The sequence below is a fragment of the Mesorhizobium sp. M0208 genome (assembly GCF_040322015.1).
Classification (GTDB): Bacteria; Pseudomonadota; Alphaproteobacteria; order Rhizobiales; family Rhizobiaceae; genus Mesorhizobium.
In genome coordinates, this window is the sequence record NZ_JAMYSP010000048.1 from 1 (window position 1) to 16,312 (window position 16,312).

General features: G+C 62.0%; 15 protein-coding genes. 13 read left to right on the plus strand and 2 right to left on the minus strand.

All coding sequences use genetic code 11. The features are described 5' to 3' along the window. Positions 1-390: 390 nt before the first annotated feature. Positions 391-552, minus strand: coding sequence for a KTSC domain-containing protein (locus NKJ17_RS29865; protein WP_352691353.1), 162 nt, complete (start codon positions 550-552; stop codon positions 391-393). 330 nt (positions 553-882) lie between these two features. On the opposite strand from NKJ17_RS29865, the gene NKJ17_RS29870 reads away from it, so the two are divergent. The 13 genes from NKJ17_RS29870 (at position 883) to NKJ17_RS29935 (ending at position 13,994) form a co-directional block, all read left to right on the plus strand. Next, a complete protein-coding gene (locus NKJ17_RS29870; RefSeq protein ID WP_352467844.1) occupies positions 883-1,116 on the plus strand; it encodes a hypothetical protein in 234 nt (77 codons plus the stop codon). 972 nt (positions 1,117-2,088) lie between these two features. Then, positions 2,089-4,116 (plus strand): conjugal transfer protein TraG, encoded by a 2,028-nt coding sequence (locus NKJ17_RS29880; RefSeq protein WP_352691355.1) that lies wholly within the window; start codon positions 2,089-2,091, stop codon positions 4,114-4,116. Positions 4,117-4,236: 120 nt separating this feature from the next. Further along, positions 4,237-4,650 (plus strand): CopG family transcriptional regulator, encoded by a 414-nt coding sequence (locus tag NKJ17_RS29885; protein WP_352547797.1) that lies wholly within the window; start codon positions 4,237-4,239, stop codon positions 4,648-4,650. Further along, the gene (gene trbB, locus NKJ17_RS29890) at positions 4,647-5,615 is read left to right on the plus strand and encodes a P-type conjugative transfer ATPase TrbB (protein ID WP_352547796.1); all 969 of its coding nucleotides are present in this window, start codon (positions 4,647-4,649) and stop codon (positions 5,613-5,615) included. The genes NKJ17_RS29885 and trbB overlap by 4 nt, the downstream gene beginning before the upstream one ends. Before the next feature lie 11 nt (positions 5,616-5,626). Next, the gene (locus NKJ17_RS29895; RefSeq protein WP_352547795.1) at positions 5,627-5,935 is read left to right on the plus strand and encodes a TrbC/VirB2 family type IV secretion system protein; all 309 of its coding nucleotides are present in this window, start codon (positions 5,627-5,629) and stop codon (positions 5,933-5,935) included. Continuing rightward, entirely contained in the window at positions 5,935-6,207 is a 273-nt protein-coding gene (locus NKJ17_RS29900) for a VirB3 family type IV secretion system protein (RefSeq protein WP_352571685.1), read from the plus strand. The genes NKJ17_RS29895 and NKJ17_RS29900 overlap by 1 nt, the downstream gene beginning before the upstream one ends. Continuing rightward, positions 6,201-8,651, plus strand: coding sequence for a conjugal transfer protein TrbE (gene trbE / locus NKJ17_RS29905; protein ID WP_352691356.1), 2,451 nt, complete (start codon positions 6,201-6,203; stop codon positions 8,649-8,651). Before NKJ17_RS29900 ends, trbE begins: the two co-directional genes overlap by 7 nt. Continuing rightward, entirely contained in the window at positions 8,648-9,373 is a 726-nt protein-coding gene (trbJ, locus tag NKJ17_RS29910; RefSeq protein ID WP_352691358.1) for a P-type conjugative transfer protein TrbJ, read from the plus strand. The genes trbE and trbJ overlap by 4 nt, the downstream gene beginning before the upstream one ends. 36 nt (positions 9,374-9,409) lie before the next feature. Further along, a complete protein-coding gene (trbL, locus tag NKJ17_RS29915) occupies positions 9,410-10,732 on the plus strand; it encodes a P-type conjugative transfer protein TrbL (protein ID WP_352691360.1) in 1,323 nt (440 codons plus the stop codon). Then, positions 10,733-11,464: a conjugal transfer protein TrbF gene (gene trbF, locus NKJ17_RS29920; protein ID WP_352691362.1), complete on the plus strand. Its 732-nt coding sequence runs from the start codon at positions 10,733-10,735 to the stop codon at positions 11,462-11,464. Then, positions 11,454-12,482 carry a P-type conjugative transfer protein TrbG gene (gene trbG / locus NKJ17_RS29925; RefSeq protein WP_352691364.1) on the plus strand — a complete coding sequence of 343 codons (1,029 nt, stop codon included), beginning with the start codon at positions 11,454-11,456 and terminating at the stop codon, positions 12,480-12,482. Before trbF ends, trbG begins: the two co-directional genes overlap by 11 nt. A gap of 10 nt (positions 12,483-12,492) precedes the next feature. Further along, positions 12,493-13,710, plus strand: a complete 1,218-nt coding sequence (locus tag NKJ17_RS29930; RefSeq protein WP_352691366.1) for a TraB/TrbI/VirB10 family type IV secretion system protein — start codon at positions 12,493-12,495, stop codon at positions 13,708-13,710. Positions 13,711-13,721: 11 nt separating this feature from the next. Continuing rightward, positions 13,722-13,994 (plus strand): DUF2274 domain-containing protein, encoded by a 273-nt coding sequence (locus NKJ17_RS29935; RefSeq protein ID WP_352691368.1) that lies wholly within the window; start codon positions 13,722-13,724, stop codon positions 13,992-13,994. A 413-nt stretch (positions 13,995-14,407) separates the two neighbouring features. Here the strand turns inward: NKJ17_RS29935 and NKJ17_RS29940 are convergent, their stop codons facing one another. Continuing rightward, positions 14,408-16,234, minus strand: a complete 1,827-nt coding sequence (locus NKJ17_RS29940; protein ID WP_352691370.1) for a hypothetical protein — start codon at positions 16,232-16,234, stop codon at positions 14,408-14,410. Positions 16,235-16,312 lie beyond the last annotated feature (78 nt).

A 16,312-nucleotide genomic window follows, 5' to 3' on the forward strand; every position in this document is an offset into this window, starting at 1 on the left:
AGCAAATCACTCAAGGCGGCACCTCCTGCCACCTTGAATCACCCAACAGAGATCAACTCAACAAATTAATGGGTCCTGACCCTAGTTGAGCTCCGGCGGCAGACCGACGTTGAGACCTTCAGCGCGCCACCGGGTACGTTGGATGAGAAAAGGTGCTGCGTGCACCGCGCCTTCCCCGCGCGCCGATGCTCCACCTGGACCGCAAAAAAGTCCCGCCGCACTGCCAGAACGGCGGGACCGATCAAACGCTTTGCACCAGGCGGGGGGATGCCGGGGGGTTGGGCTTGCCAGGTGAGCGCGGACCGTAACCAACCCTAAGCGCCACAGCGGCAACGCGTCCACCAACCGCCGGTTGGAGCGACAGGACGACTGAGCCGCCGGCAGGTCAGGTCATCCCGGGTCGCTATCGCTCGCAACCAGACGGTAGCGGAAATTGTTGCGGATGTGGTCGTTGAAATAGCGGCCCTTGGCGAACGCGGCCCGGAACGCGGCAAAGGTTTCCGGCGGTACCCCCTCAAACTCGTACCGTTTACCGCTGGCGACGAACCACACCGAGAGGGTCCTTCTATCCAGATCATATTCCACTTGCGGATCGAAGTAGATGGCATGAGCACCACAGGCCGAGGCCCGCGCCCTTGCGGGGAGCGCGGCCCGATCGGAATACCGATCTGCAGCAATACCTGGAGGGGGAGGATTCGCTGCGTGCACCGAACTTTCGCGGCGGTCCCGTGTTCCCAATCGAGATACACAAAAAGCTAGCTGCACCTTTCGGCATCACGCGGACGTTGGATTTCTGAGAAAGCGCGAGCGTCAATACCAACTTCTGGTGATGGAATTTTCCCGTGAGATAGGCACGCTCCACGGCGAAAGGAGTGCCCCGCCATGACCGTCCTCGCCTACAACCTTGCCAATGACATCAAAGGATTGTGGAGGGTCGTCTTCGTGCCGGACGAACTGCATCTGTATGTGGAATTCAGCCAGCCAGACGCCGACACAAACCCGGCTGATTGGATGAGCGTTGATGATTTCCTTGCATGGCGGCCGAAAGGCGCACTCCACGAGCGAGCGCGCGACAGCTTGGTTTCGCTCATTTGCAAGGCGCTGACAGGGCGATGAGACACGGCAAACCCGCACCGAGATCGAGTGCGAGCGCCGCGAGTGGGCCTAGGGCCCCACAAGCCAGTGCCACCCCGCCGCCGGCAAACCGCGGCGGGCGAGTGCCTCGGGGACACGATGGTAGATTGCCAATGCGTTCGCGCGTGTGGCCTTAAGTCGCAAACTATTGGCTTCAGAAGCAGGGCGTAGGGCTTCATTGATGGTGCTACCAACACCATATGGTGACCCATAGCCCTCCAAAACGAGAGAAGCTCGTCCCGACGGGTCGCACTGCGGCCGTCAGCTGGTAATTGCTACGAACTAGGAAACCATCATGCCTGAAAATATCAGACCAACTTCGAGAGACGTCCCCCTCATTCAGCTAGGCCTGTATCAGTGCCGCTTCCCGGTGAGCGAAGACGCTTCTGTACCTGGCGGTTATCGTTTTTGTGCTGGGCCAACTTCGCCGGATCGCGTCTACTGCGATCACCACCACAACATTGTGACCGCCGTGGACCCTCGTCGAGCCCGTTCGGGTCTTCACCTCGCTCAACGACGCGCCGCGTAAGCCTGACTGGCGGCGGCCTCCCGGCCAGGCGCTATGCGCTCCAAGGCCTTGGCTACGACCTTGCCGTCGGCTCGGTCTGGCCCATCCTGCCTTATGCCGTCTTCGCCGATGTATCCCCGTCGCCCGATTGAGAACGACGACTTCTCGCCGAGCCCTTCAGCTCGCTAATCGCACAAACGCGTCGGCTCCAAAGGTTTGTCTGTCAGCACATCTTCAATGTGCCCGCACCTGAAGCCCCAACATCTTCTGCGACCAAACCGCGTACCTGGCACCGCCGATCGGTTGCTGCGGCGGATTTTTGCTGTTCGCAGCTGAACAATGCCTATCAACCTTGTCATCGCACCTAGTCGCACGTAGCGGCCGTTCGAATTCTCATCGCTCGGCGCGATGTTTGGTCCGTCTGCCCAGAAGAGCGGAGCAAGCCATTGACACCCACGAAGTTGCTGATTGGGCAGATCGCTGTCGTATTCGCAATTGTCATTCTTGGCGTGTGGACTGCAACCCAATGGTGCGCCTACATGCTCTCCTATCAGCCGCCACTGGGCGCGCCATGGTTTGTGACAGTCGGCTGGCCGATCTACCAGCCGTGGAAACTGTTCGAATGGTGGTTCCAATTTGACGCCTATGCGCCTGAAGTCTTCGACAAGGCTGGCATACTTGCCGGAGCCAGCGGGTTCCTGGGCTGTGCCGCCGCGATAGCTGGGTCCCTCTGGCGCGCACGGCAGCGGGGGTTGGTCACCACCTATGGGTCCTCACGATGGGCCATGAAGCTGGAGATCGAGAAGGCGGGGCTGTTTCAGCCGGCCGGCGTTTTCCTTGGCGAACTGAATTATCGCTATCTGCGCCATGACGGACCGGAACACGTCATGGCCTTTGCGCCGACACGTTCGGGCAAGGGCGTCGGACTCGTTGTTCCAACCCTTCTTTCCTGGACCGGCTCGGCCGTCATTCACGACATCAAAGGCGAGAACTGGCAGCTGACCTCTGGCTGGAGGTCGAAGTTCTCGCACTGTCTCTTGTTCAATCCGACCGATCCGAGATCGGCGCGGTACAACCCGCTGCTGGAAGTGCGCAAAGGTCCAGATGAGGTCCGCGACGTTCAGAACATCGCCGACATTCTCGTCGATCCGGAAGGCGCGCTGGAGCGGCGGAACCATTGGGAGAAGACCAGTCATTCACTCCTAGTTGGCGCCATCTTGCACGTGCTCTACGCCGAAGAGGAAAAGACACTCGCCCGTGCCGCCACCTTCCTGTCGGACCCGCAACGCTCATTCGCTGCGACACTGCAGCGGATGCTGACCACAAACCACCTCGGCACGGTGGACAAGCCTCAGGTCCATCCGGTCGTGGCCTCGGCGGCTCGTGAGGTGCTGAACAAGTCAGAGAACGAGCGCTCAGGCGTTCTCTCGACCGCCATGTCGTTTCTCGGGCTCTATCGTGATCCAACGGTGGCCGCGGCAACATCGGCCTGCGACTGGCGCATTGCCGACCTTGTGGATGCCGAGCGACCGATGTCGCTGTATCTGGTCGTGCCGCCGTCGGATATCTCGCGCACTAAGCCCCTGGTGCGATTGGTGCTCAATCAAATCGGCCGGCGGCTGACCGAGCGCCTGGAGGGGGATCCAAAGAAGAGCCGCAAGCATCAGCTCCTGATGATGCTGGATGAATTTCCGGCGCTCGGTCGGCTCGACTTCTTCGAGACTGCGCTCGCCTTCATGGCAGGCTACGGCATCCGCGCTTATCTGATAGCGCAATCGTTGAACCAAATCTCCAAAGCCTATGGCGAGAACAACGCCATTCTCGACAATTGCCATGTGCGGATTGCCTTTTCCTCAAATGACGAGCGCACGGCCAAACGCATCTCGGACGCGCTCGGTACCGCGACGGAACTCAGATCGATGCGCAACTATGCCGGCCATCGGTTGGCGCCCTGGTTGTCCCACGTCATGGTAAGCCGCCAAGAGACCGCTCGCCCCCTGCTGACGCCGGGTGAGGTGATGCAGTTGCCGCAGGCTGACGAGCTAATCCTGGTTTCGGGATTGCCGCCGATTCGCGCCAAGAAGTTGCGTTATTACCAGGATCCGAATTTCACGGAGCGAGTGCTGCCTTCGCCGGTGCTGCGCGACGGTGCCTACGCGGATCGGCCCACGTCGCGCCCGGACGATTGGAGCGGACAGGTGCGCGGCGTGGATCGGCGTCTTGCTGGCGACGACGACAGTGCCGGCGCGGCAATCGAAGACGGAGGTGTCCAGCAGCAGCGCCATCCGGGCCTGCCCGAAGAACGGACCCTCGTCGTCCAGGAGCCTGATCAGGGCGATCTGTTCACGCCCGCAGACGATGACTGCGAGACGCTCGCCGACAAGCGCGTCATGGATCGGATTTCCACCGCCGCACGTGCGTACGGCCTCAACGAGGGAATGGGCGACGACAAGGACATCGTGCCCGGCTTCTGAACGGCGCGCCATACGCGGGCGCATCTCAGCGTAGATAACGGCCGTAAGCGATTTCGAGGATCTCGACGATGCTCGTTCCCGTCGCCGGTGCATCAGCGCCGGTCAGAGGGAACGAGCAGCATGAAGCCCCACCGCATTCGTCACCAGTTTTTGCTTGAACCCGAGTTGAGCCAGAAGCTGGAGAACCTCAGCCGCAATCCATCGACCACCAAATCGGCCATTGTGGCGCACGCGGTCGAGACCTTTATCGAGCGGCGTGGGGAGAATGAACTCGACCAGCGCTACGGCAAGAGGCTCGACCGTCTTTCCCGCGACCTCGGACATGTCAGGCGCGATGTCGAGATGATCCTGGAGAGCCTGGCGCTCTTCATCCGCTTTTCGATCACGCTTCATGCTCACACGCCGGTGCCGGACAGGGCCACGCAAGCGATTGCCCAGGAGCGCTTCGACAAATTCGTCGAACAGGTCGGCCGCCAAATCGCTTCCGGGAAACGGTCACTTGGCACCGACGATCGCAGGGGAGGGGAAGGATGAGTTCTCATCCCGAAGCCGACCATCGCCGCCGCGTCATGCTGCGCACCGCCATGGGTCCGGCGATCACCGAAGCCCTTGCCGATCCGACCGTCATTGAGGTGATGGTCAATCCCGACGGTGCGCTGCGGCTCGACCGGTTGGGTGAAGGCCGGGTCGACACCGGCGTGCACATGCATCCTTCTGAGGCCGAACGCATCATCCGCCTGGTCGCCTCCCACGTGCGCGCCGAGGCGCATGCTGACAATCCGATTGTCAGCGCCGAATTGCCATCGGGCGAGCGCTTCGAGGGTCTGCTGCCGCCTGTCGTGCTGGGGCCATGCTTCGCCATCCGAAAGCCTGCGGCGAAACTCTACACTTTGGCCGACTATGTCGCCGACCGGGTCATGCTGCCGCTGCAGGCCGATGCGCTGCAGAAGGCGGTCCGCGAGCGGCGCAACATCCTGGTCGCCGGCGGCACGTCGTCGGGCAAGACAACACTTGCCAATGCGCTGCTGGCACAAGCCGCCGATTGCGACGAGCGGGTGATCCTGATCGAGGACACGCGCGAACTGCAATGCGCGGCGAAGGATTGCGTTGCCCTGAGGACGAGGCGGGGGTCGGTCACGCTCGCCGATCTCGTGCGCTCGACCCTGCGGCTCAGACCCGACCGCATCATCGTGGGCGAAGTCAGGGGCGCGGAAGCCCTGGACATGCTGAAGGCATGGAACACCGGGCATCCCGGCGGCATCGCGACGGTTCACGCCAATTCGGCGCGCTCCGCTCTCTACCGTATCGAGCAGCTCGCCCAGGAAGCCGTCGTCACCGTTCCCCGCCGCCTCATCGCTGATGCGGTAGATCTGATCGTCTTCATCGCTGGGCGCGGATCCTCGCGCCGCATTGACGCGATCGCTGAGGTCACCGGTCTCGACAGCAGCGGTGATTACGCCGTCACCCCGCTCACGCTTCCGCAACTCCAGCAGTTTTGAAAGGTCACCTCATGCTCAAGAAGCTTCGCTTCCTTTCGTCCACCGCGCTCGCGTTTCTTCTCACCCTCCCGGCCCACGCAGCGGGCTCCGGCATGCCTTGGGAACAGCCGCTGCAGCAGATCCTTGAGTCGGTGCAGGGACCGGTCGCCAAGATCGTCGCGGTGATCATCATCATCACCACCGGCCTGACCCTTGCTTTCGGTGACACGGCAGGCGGTTTTCGCCGGCTGATCCAGATTGTCTTCGGCCTGTCGATCGCCTTCGCGGCATCGAGCTTCTTTCTCTCCTTCTTCTCCTTCGGCGGCGGGGCACTCGTCTGATGGCCACCGGAGAGCAGCATGTCGAGGGTTTCGAAGTCCCCGTTCACAGGGCATTGACTGAGCCGATCCTGCTGGGCGGCGCGCCGCGAGCGGTGGCGATCCTCAACGGCACGGTGGCCGCGGCAATAGGCCTTGGCCTGCAGCAGTGGATCGCCGGACTGGCGCTCTGGATCGCCGGCCACACCCTCGCGGTCTTTGCCGCTCGCCGCGATCCGGACTTCGCCAGCGTGCTTGTCCGTCATCTTCGCCTGAAGGGGTGGCTTGCATGCTGAACCTTTCGGAGTATCGCGGCAAAGCCGATCGGCTTGCCGACCATCTGCCCTGGGCCGCTTTGGTCGCGCCCGGCATCGTGCTCAATAAAGACAGTAGCTTCCAGCGAACCTTCCGGTTCCGTGGCCCCGACCTTGAAAGCGCGACCGAAGCCGAGTTGGTCGGCATCTGCGCACGAGCCAACAATGCGCTACGAAGGTTGGGCTCCGGATGGGGGTTGTTTTTCGAGGCCGAGCGCGTTGAAGCGCTGGGCTATCCGAGCTCGGCTTTTCCCGATGCTGCCTCATGGCTGGTCGATGAGGAAAGGCGCGCGGCCTTCGAGGGCAAGGTCGCGCACTTCGAGAGTCGCTATCATCTGACCTTGGTCTTCATGCCGGCGCCAGATGGCCAGGCGCGGGCGGAAAGCGCACTGGTCGACTCGCATCACTCGGGAGCGGCTAGAGACTGGCGCCAGGAGCTGGCGTGGTTTCGCGACGAGACCGACCGCGTCCTGGATTTGCTGTCCGGGTTCATGCCGGAAGTGCGCGCCCTCGATGATGCCGAGACGCTAACCTATCTGCACGGCACAATCTCGACCTACCGCCATCCGGTCGCCATGCCGGAAACGCCAATGTATCTCGACGGTGTTCTGGTTGACGCGCCGCTTACCGGCGGCCTGGAGCCGATGCTGGGTGAGCAGCATCTGTGCACCCTCACCATCCTTGGTTTCCCGAACGTCACCCGGCCAGGGATCCTCGACGCGCTCAACCATCAGGATTTCGCCTACCGCTGGATGACGCGCTTCATCCCGCTCGACAAGACGGAAGCCACAAAGACACTGACCCGGTTGCGCCGTCAGTGGTTTGCCAAGCGCAAATCGGTCGCAGCCATCCTGCGCGAGGTCGTGACCAACGAACCCGTCCCTCTCGTCGATAGTGACGCCGACAACAAGGCGCTCGATGCGGATGTCGCCCTTCAGGCATTGGGCGGCGATCACGTCGGCTTCGGCTATCTCACCACAACGGTGACGGTATGGGACCAGGACCGACAGGCCGCCGCGGAAAAGCTCCGAGCGGTTGAGCGCATAGTCAATGGGCTCGGCTTCACCACGATCCGTGAAAGCATCAATGCGGTCGAGGCGTGGCTCGGCTCGTTGCCCGGTCATGTCTACGCTAACGTTCGCCAGCCGCTCGTTCACACGCTGAATCTTGCCCATGTCATGCCGCTGTCGTCGGCGTGGGCCGGTCCGGTGGATAACGAGCATCTCACCAACGTGACTGGGACCGAATCCCCGCCGCTTCTCTTCGCAGAGACGAACGGGTCGACACCGTTTCGGCTTTCCACCCACGTTGGCGATGTCGGCCACATGCTGGTCGTTGGGCCGACGGGTGCCGGCAAGTCGGTTCTGCTTGCGCTAGTCGCTCTGCAGTTTCGACGCTATGCCGGGGCGCAGGTCTATGTCTTCGACAAGGGCAATTCGGCTCGTGCGGCAACACTGGCCATGGGCGGAGAACACCACGCGCTGGGCGCGGATGGTGCGCTTGCCTTCCAGCCACTGAGCAATATCGGCGACCAGGCTACTCGCAGCTGGGCGGCGGAATGGATCGCCGGCCTCGTTGCCCATGAGAATGTCAGCGTTACGCCGGAGGTAAAGGAGGCGATCTGGTCGGCACTCATCAGCCTTGCCACTGCGCCGGTGCAGGAACGCACGCTGACGGGCCTGTCGGTTCTGCTTCAGTCCAATGGGCTCAAGGCCGCGTTGATGCCCTACACGCTCGACGGTCCCTTCGGCCGGCTGCTCGATGCCGATGAAGATCGGCTGGCTTTGTCGGATGTGCAGTGTTTCGAGACCGAAGAGCTGATGCACAGCCAAGGCGCTGTGCTCCCGGTGCTCACCTATCTGTTCCATCGTCTCGAGGAGCGGTTCGACGGACGGCCGACGCTGCTGATGCTCGACGAGGCGTGGGTCTATCTCGACAACCCTCTCTTTGCCGCCCGCATCCGTGAATGGCTGAAGGTGCTGCGAAAGAAGAACGTGTCGGTGATCTTTGCCACGCAGTCGCTTGCCGACATCGCGGGCTCTTCCATCGCGCCGGCGATCATCGAGAGCTGCCCACAGCGCATTTTTCTCCCCAATGACCGTGCCGTGGAACCGCAGGCGCGGGTGGCTTATGAGCGATTTGGTCTGAACGAGCGGCAGATCGAATTGGTCGCCCGTGCCACACCGAAGCGCCAGTATTATGTGCAGTCGCGCCGCGGCAACCGCCTCTTCGAGCTCGGGCTCGGCCCGATCGCTCTTGCGCTCTGCGGCGCCTCTGATCCGGCCACGCAAGCTTTGATCGACAACGTCCTGTCAGAGCACGGGCAGGACAGCTTTGCCTTCCGGTTCCTGAGTGCGCGCGGCCTCGATCGGGCTGCCGAGCTTCTCCAGCAATTCCCTCAACCAGACAAGGAGCAATCGTCATGATGCGGCGCCGCCTTCTCACCAGCCTGATCACCGTTTCCCTAATCGCAAAACCGATGGCCGACTACGTCCAGCCGGCCCACGCCCTGATCGTGTTCGATCCGTCGAATTATACGCAGAACGTGCTGACAGCGGCACGTTCCCTGGAGCAGATAAACAACCAGATCCAGTCGCTTCAGAACCAGGCGACGATGCTGCAGAACATGGCGCGGAATCTTCAGCGCTTGGATTTTTCTTCCGTCGGCCAGCTCACAGGTTCGCTCCAACGGATCGACGGCCTGATGACCCAGGCCAGCGGCCTGAGCTTCGATCTCGACAAGCTTCAGAACCAGTGGCGTGTGCAATATCCGGAAAGCTACGACGCCACAATCAAGGTCAGCGATGTGGCGAGCGCCGCGCGCGAGCGCTGGCAAAACGCCATGCAGGCGTTCCGCCAAACCATGAGCGCGCAGTCGCAGATCGTGGAGAACGTGCGGGCCGACGGCGACCTGCTTACCGATCTCGTCAACCGCAGTCAGGGCGCGGCAGGTGCCCTTGAGGCAAGCCAGGCCACCAATCAGCTGATCGCGCTTTCGACCAAGCAGCAGATCCAGATCCAGACGCTGCTCGCGACCCAGTTCCGGGCTGAAGCCGAAGATGCTGCCCGCAAGGCGCAGTCCGAGGAAGCCGCCCGCGAGACGACGAAGCGTTTCCTGGGCACCGGTACGGCCTATCCCGGCAACTGATCAGCAGTTCTTCAAGACAACGAGGAAGGCGGCGACATGAATGACCTCGGCGTCATTGATCGCTTCATGGAGACTTTTACCCGCTATATTGATAGCGGGTTCGGTCTGCTTTCGGGCGACGTCGCCTTTCTCACCACCATCCTGATCGGCATCGACATCACGCTGGCAGGCCTGGTCTGGGCGTTCGGCGGCGAGCCCAATGTTCTTGGCCGGCTTGTCCGAAAAGTGCTCTATGTCGGCGCCTTCGCCTTCATCCTGAACAATTTTAAGAACCTCGCCGACATCATCTACCATTCCTTTGCCGGGCTCGGCATCAACGCATCGGCCGGCAATCTGTCCGCCGACAGTCTCCTGCGGCCAGGCCGCATTGCCGCGGCCGGCTTCGAGGGCGCCTGGCCGCTGCTCAATCAAGCGAGCCAGCTAGTCGGCTTCCCCGAGATCTTTGGCAACGCGCTGACCATCTTCGTGCTGCTTCTCGCCTGGTTTCTGGTCCTCATCGCCTTCTTCATTCTTTCAATTCAGCTCTTCATCACCATCCTGGAGTTCAAACTCACCACATTGGCCGGTTTTGTTCTGGTGCCCTTCGCGCTCTGGAACCGCTCGGCGTTTCTGGCCGAGCGCGTGCTCGGTAATGTGATCTCGTCGGGCATTAAGGTGATGGTGCTTGCTGTCATCGTCGGCATCGGCTCTACGCTCTTCGGCGAGTTCGCTTCCGCGCTGCAAGGCAAGGAGCCGGACTTGGCCGCGGCCATGTCACAGGTACTGGGCGCGTTGGCGCTGCTTGGGCTCGGCATTTTCGGGCCAGGGATCGCCTCGGGTCTTGTTTCCGGCGCGCCGCAGCTGGGCGCCGGCGCCGCACTCGGAACCACCGCGGCGGCCGCCGGATCAACGCTCGTTGCCGGAGGTGCGACGCTTGCCGGCGCGCGCATGGCAACCGGCGGCGGTCTCGCCGCCGTTCGAGCCGGAACGGCCATGGGATCGGCTGCTTCCACAGCTTGGCAGATGGGGCGTGCAACATCGCCCGAGTCCGGCCTCTCCGGCGTAGCTGCTGGACTGAAGGGCGTTGCCGGTGCAGCTGGCGGCGCCGCGATGCGGGGAATGCGATCTGCAACAGAACCATTCCGGCGCAACGCCGATGCCGGCCGCGATGCCGCCTGGACCTCGACCGGCGGCACGCCGACCGCATCAATGACCGGAAACCCTGCCGCGTCAGGTGCCAATGCCGCGCCGGCGTGGGCGAGGCGCTTGCGTTCCGAACAGACCGCGCGCGCCCATCGCCACGCCGCCACGCAGGCCGTCCGCGATGGCGATCGGGGTGGAAGCGGCGCCAACCCCTCTCTCAACGATAAGGAAGATTAGATGCTCTTCAAGCGACCTGTTCAGCGTTACGGGAAGACGCCCCACCCCGTCACACCATACCAGAAGGCGGCCCAACTTTGGGACGAGCGCATCGGCACTGCGCGCGTGCAGGCAAGGAACTGGCGCCTGATGGCCTTTGGCTGCCTCGCTCTGGCCATCGGGCTCTCTGGTGGACTCTTCTGGCAGTCGATGCAGGGCCGCGTCGTGCCTTATGTTGTCGAGGTCGACCGCTTCGGTGAAACACGGGCTGTCGCGCCGGCAATCCAAACCTACGAGCCCGACGATGCCCAGATTGCCTGGCATCTCGGCCATTTCATCCAGAATGTCCGCTCCGTCTCCACCGATGCGGTGCTGGTGCGGCAGAATTGGCTCTCGGCCTACGACTTTGCCACCGACCGTGCAGCCCTCTTTCTCAACGAGTACGCTAAGGCCAATGATCCGTTCGGCAAGATCGGCACGCGCAGCGTCTCGGTGCAGGTGACGAGCGTGGTTCGAGCGTCCGACAGCTCCTTTCAAGTCAAATGGACCGAGCAGGTCTTTGAGCGCGGCAGCCTCGCCAGCACAACGCGTTGGACCGGGATCCTCACCATTGTGATCCGGCCGCCGAACAATACCGATCAGCTGCGCAAAAACCCGCTCGGCGTCTTCATCAATGCCATCGACTGGTCGCGCGAGCTCGACAGTGCCGCGCAGACTTCCGTTCCCCCAAAGGAGTCCGCCAATGATAAATAGACTCTCGTCGCTCCGCGCTGCGCTGGTCCTGTCGACGTCGGCTGCGGTCATCTCCGCCTGTGCCTCGAAGCCGGTGCCGCCACCTCAGATTTCCTATGATGCTGCCAAGTTCCAACCGGCGGCAATCGAGAAGGCGCCGGAGAAGCCCGTCAAGGTCGTGGAAGTGCCGAAACCGCTGCCGCTGCCCGGCCAGTTGCAGCCCGAGCCGGGCAAGGCTGCTGAAGACAAGCGCTCGCCTGAAGAACGTGTCGCCGATGCCAACAAGGCGGCGACGCAGCAACCCACCAAATATGGCTATGTGAATGCGGTGCAGGTTTACCCCTTTGCCGAAGGCGCGCTCTACCAGCTCTATGCCGCACCGGAGCGCGTCAGCGATATCGCTCTGCAATCAGGGGAGAAACTCCAATCCGTGTCGGCCGGCGATACAGTGCGCTGGGTAATTGGCGACACCGTCAGTGGCTCCGGCGATGACCAGCGCACCCATGTGCTGGTGAAGCCCTTCGCGCCAGGACTTGCCACCAATCTGGTGATCACCACGGACCGGCGAAGCTATCACCTGCAGCTTCAAAGCACGGATAAGACCGCCATGGCGGCAATCTCCTGGACCTACAGCGAGGACCAGATCATCGCGCTACGCCGGCGCAATGCGCAGGCCGAGGCTGCTATGCCAGTGGCGTCGAATGTGGCTCTCGAAAATATTCGCTTCCGCTATTCGATTACCGGCGACATGCCGCCCTGGAGACCGACGCGCGCGTTCGATGATGGCAGCAAGGTCTACATCGAGTTTCCGCGCCGCATCGATCAGGGCGAGGCCCCGCCGCTCTTCATCGTCGGTGCTGACGGGGACAACCAGCTCGTCAACTACCGCATACGGGGCAACTATTACATTGTCGATCGCCTTTTCGCCGCGGCCGAACTGCGCCTCGGCGCCAAGCAGCAGCAGGTGGTGCGCATCACGAGGACCGACGGCAGGCAAGCGCCGCGGCGGATATTGCTCTTTTCGCGTTCCAGCAGGTGAGGGACGGCCCATGACGGATACTTCCCGCTCCGATGCTCCACCGAAACTCGATCCAGAACAGCTGCAGCTGCGGGCCTCGCCTCGCCGCGCTGTGCGCTTCAAGCGCGGCATTATTGTCGCCATTGCTGCTGTTGGTTCCGGGACCGTTCTAGGCGTCACCATGATGGCGCTGCAGGGACCGGCGCTGCGCATCAAAGAGCAGGCTGAAGAGCTTTACAACACTGAGCGGAAGCCAACCGCGGAGGCAATTGAAAGGCTGCCTAAGGACTATTCCGGGATCAAGCCCAAGCCTGCGGTGCTTGGACCACCGCTGCCCGGCGACCTCGGCCGCCCCATCCTTGAGCACCAACGCCAGCTGGGCATTGCGCCGGGCCAGGAGGTTTCGGCGGAGGAGCAGCGCCTTGCACAGCAGGCGATCGAGGCGCGCGAATCGCAAGTCTTCTTCCGGATCGAAAATCGACCCCGGCAAGCGGATGCCGCCGGCAACGGGCAGGGCGGGCGTCCACCCTTTGATGGAACGGCTCCACAATCCGATGCCGCACGCGATTCAGCTTCCGTTGCACCGGCCGAGGACGACCAAAACAATCAACAGCGCAAGCTCGATTTTGTCAGCCAGCGGAACACAAGTGGAATCTACAATCTGCATGCACTGCAGACGCCGGCTTCGCCGTATCAGCTGATGGCCGGCAGCGTCATCGCAGCGAGCCTGATCACTGGCATCAATTCCGACTTGCCCGGCCTCCTCGTCGCACAGGTCACCGAGAATGTGCACGACACAGTCACCGGCAGCACCTTGCTCATTCCGCAAGGCTCTCGCCTGATTGGCACCTATGACAGCGTTGTTGCCTTTGGACAAAGGCGCGCGCTGCTGGTCTGGCAACGGATACTGCTGCCCGACGGCTCTTCGATCGAAATCGACAATCTGCCGGCGACGGACACCGCCGGCTATGCCGGGCTTGAGGACAAGGTGGATTTCCACACCTGGCAGCTGATGAAAGGCGTTGCGCTGGCCACGTTGCTGGGGGTCGGCACGGAGCTGAGCCTCGGGCAAGACGAAAGCGACCTGGTCAAAGCAATCCGCGAATCCGCTCAGCAGAACGTTAGTCAAGCTGGCCAGCGCATCACCGAGAAGAACCTCAATATTCAGCCCACGATCACCGTCCGCCCTGGTTGGCCACTGCGCGTCATCGTGCACAAGGATCTTGTGCTACGGCCGTACCCGAATTGACTGGAGTCATCATGACCAATCTGAAACTCGGCAAACTTCCGGATCGGACACCTTCGAAGATCACCATAAGCGTAAGTGCAGACCTGAACCAAGCACTGAAGGACTATGCGGCCCTTTATCGTCAGACCTATGGCGAGTCCGAATCGGTAGCGGAACTGATCCCGTTCATGCTGGCGGAGTTCCTGGAGAGCGATCGAGCGTTTGCCAAGGCCAGAAAGGAAGGGCTCCCTGTCGTCGACAAGTCAGAGAAATCGCGGCGGCAGGCAATTTCAGGGTCCGACTAAGTGACAGCGACCAGTGAATCCGAGGGGGCACCTTTCTAGGCGGGCAAATGCATTGAAGCAATTTGCCGGCGGCAAGCCGAAACATAGGCCACAATAGACGAGCTGATCTGCCCCGAACCAATGCCGGCTCTGCGCCCAGTCTCGGTCGTTCAAGCAAACTTTGCCTTCGCTGAAAGCGGACGGTCAGGCCTGATGCGAATTCGAAGGCGGCTGCGCGCCCTCGTCTCGGCCTAGGGGCACACTTCGCAGCTTCTTAATAGCAGACCTTGCTGGCGATCCCCTGACAGTCGTCGATGCGCCAACTGCAGACGTTCGATAATTACCGTGGAGCGGACGTTGGATCCGGCGAGCCTGCGGATACCCGCAGGCACTGGTGTCGGCCTTTCGGATATTGGATGCGTTCGCGGGCGGGATCACGCGATGTGAACGTGGGTCAGGGTTTGAACGTGTACGCCGGTCAGGCCAGTAAAGGCGGAGCCGGTGATGATCAGCTGAGCCCCCTCTAATGCCTCGCCGTTCAGAAGATCGATAAATGGCTGAACAATAAAGTTCTCTTTGTCTCCGACAGACTCGCCGGAAAACTCGCCGGGAACGTCGATGATAGCCAGTCCCGGGTAGTGGGTCTCTGGGCGAGGGCTGAGAGACAAAAGGCCGTAGTTGTAGGCCATCAGGAAATAGAGGGTGTCGGTCCCGCCCAGGGCACCCTGCCACTTCTTACGCCCGATCCGGAAGGTGACGCTAGACCGTGTCAGATCGATCTCGACCGGACTGTGCTTCCATGTGTGGGGCCGCTCGCGATTGAGGGCTTCGAGATAGGCGTTCATTCCGTCCTCAAGCCATTGTGACGCCGCGTCGAAGTCGATCGCCCTGAAGGACTCGTCGACCCGGTCCGCAAGCGGCCTAATCTGGTCTTCAAGCGCTTCGACCTGGGCGGTCAGCGACTTGCCCAGTTCGAGCGCCGCCGTCACGCGATCCATCTGCTTGGCACGCTCAGCGGCCTGACCTAGGGCGACATCGATCGCGCTGACGTCGGCCTGGGCGAGCGCGGCAACGGCCTGACGCGCCGGGCCGAGCTCGACCTCTATCGCGCGCAAGACTTGCTCCGCCGACCACGCCTCCGACGCCTGCTTTTTGACATCGCGACGCAAGACATCAAGGAGATCATCGGCCTCCTTCAGCTCTCCTTTTAACCGGTCCTGTTCAAACCGAAGACGCACGACACCGAGCCCCTCGATCTCGGGGGCGTCGGGGAGACGCTGGTGGCAGACGAAGCAGTTTTCCGGATCATGAGCGGCCTTAAGCGCCTGGTCGCAGGCTGGACAATGGGTAACGCGCAGATCGGAAAGGATGTCGCCGGCATCCGCCGCGCGAGCCATCCGGTCGATCTCGTCAGCGAGATCCTTCCGGTATGTCAAGACGTCCTTGAGGCGTTCCTCAGCAGCCTGGCGCTTACGGCTGACAGCGGTCAAAGCCTCCAGCGCTTCCGCCCGCGCGTAACTGAGAGACTCGACCCGAGACCGCTGAGCAAGGGGGATGGTCCGTGCGCTAGCCTCGGCGAGGACATGCATGCGCTTGTCTTGAAGCTTTTGGACGGTGTCGCGTAGCCGCTGCTGGGCGGCGAAGATAGTTGTGTCGCTTACGCCAAGGCTAACATCGTCGTCATCGAGGAGATCGGCCGCCAGATCATTCAGGGTCTGGCCGTACTGTTCGCGTTTCGCCCGAAGGCTCATGGCTTCGAGGCGTAGCTTCACTAGCGCGCCGTAGTCCTCGCTGTATACGCGGTCGGCTAGGCCTAAAAAAGACAGCAGGCTGGCGTGGAACTCCGCGTCAGGCTGGAGATCGACGAGACTGCCCCAGAACCGCTGTTGCCGATGGATGTGGCGAAGCAGACTTCTGAAGCCGAGTTCGGGCCAAGTCTGGCCGGACATCGGATTGCCTTTGGGAAAGTTCACTACGGGGATCGCCAGCTTCTCCATGAGCCAATGCTGGAACTCACGAGCGGGCATGCCTTCACCGTCTACGAAGACTTTTCCCTTGGCCCCTGGCTCGGTCCAGCGGCGCTCTATGCGGAAGGCGTCTTCTCCGATCTGAAGGACGGCCCCGGCCGCAGCGTACTTCTCGGCCAAGCCCTCCGCTTCAGCGCTCTCGTAGGGATTGGCGCCGGGATCGCCGAGCAGAAAGTCGAGCGTCTGGAGCCATTTGGTCTTGCCTGTGTTGGGCGGTCCAACGAAGACGTTCACGCCAGTTTCGAACTCCAAGGTTTCGACATTGCCGGTCGCTAGGCGTCGATCGACGGATGTGACGGATAGACGAGGGCC

Excerpts from the sequence above, each read along its gene's own strand:
- NKJ17_RS29870 (WP_352467844.1), top strand. The coding sequence starts at position 883 with ATGACCGTCCTCGCCTACAACCTTGCCAATGACATCAAAGGATTGTGG.
- NKJ17_RS29885 (WP_352547797.1), top strand. The coding sequence starts at position 4,237 with ATGAAGCCCCACCGCATTCGTCACCAGTTTTTGCTTGAACCCGAGTTG.
- trbB (WP_352547796.1), top strand. The coding sequence starts at position 4,647 with ATGAGTTCTCATCCCGAAGCCGACCATCGCCGCCGCGTCATGCTGCGC.
- NKJ17_RS29895 (WP_352547795.1), top strand. The coding sequence starts at position 5,627 with ATGCTCAAGAAGCTTCGCTTCCTTTCGTCCACCGCGCTCGCGTTTCTT.
- NKJ17_RS29900 (WP_352571685.1), top strand. The coding sequence starts at position 5,935 with ATGGCCACCGGAGAGCAGCATGTCGAGGGTTTCGAAGTCCCCGTTCAC.
- trbE (WP_352691356.1), top strand. The coding sequence starts at position 6,201 with ATGCTGAACCTTTCGGAGTATCGCGGCAAAGCCGATCGGCTTGCCGAC.
- trbJ (WP_352691358.1), top strand. The coding sequence starts at position 8,648 with ATGATGCGGCGCCGCCTTCTCACCAGCCTGATCACCGTTTCCCTAATC.
- trbL (WP_352691360.1), top strand. The coding sequence starts at position 9,410 with ATGAATGACCTCGGCGTCATTGATCGCTTCATGGAGACTTTTACCCGC.
- trbF (WP_352691362.1), top strand. The coding sequence starts at position 10,733 with ATGCTCTTCAAGCGACCTGTTCAGCGTTACGGGAAGACGCCCCACCCC.
- trbG (WP_352691364.1), top strand. The coding sequence starts at position 11,454 with ATGATAAATAGACTCTCGTCGCTCCGCGCTGCGCTGGTCCTGTCGACG.
- NKJ17_RS29930 (WP_352691366.1), top strand. The coding sequence starts at position 12,493 with ATGACGGATACTTCCCGCTCCGATGCTCCACCGAAACTCGATCCAGAA.
- NKJ17_RS29935 (WP_352691368.1), top strand. The coding sequence starts at position 13,722 with ATGACCAATCTGAAACTCGGCAAACTTCCGGATCGGACACCTTCGAAG.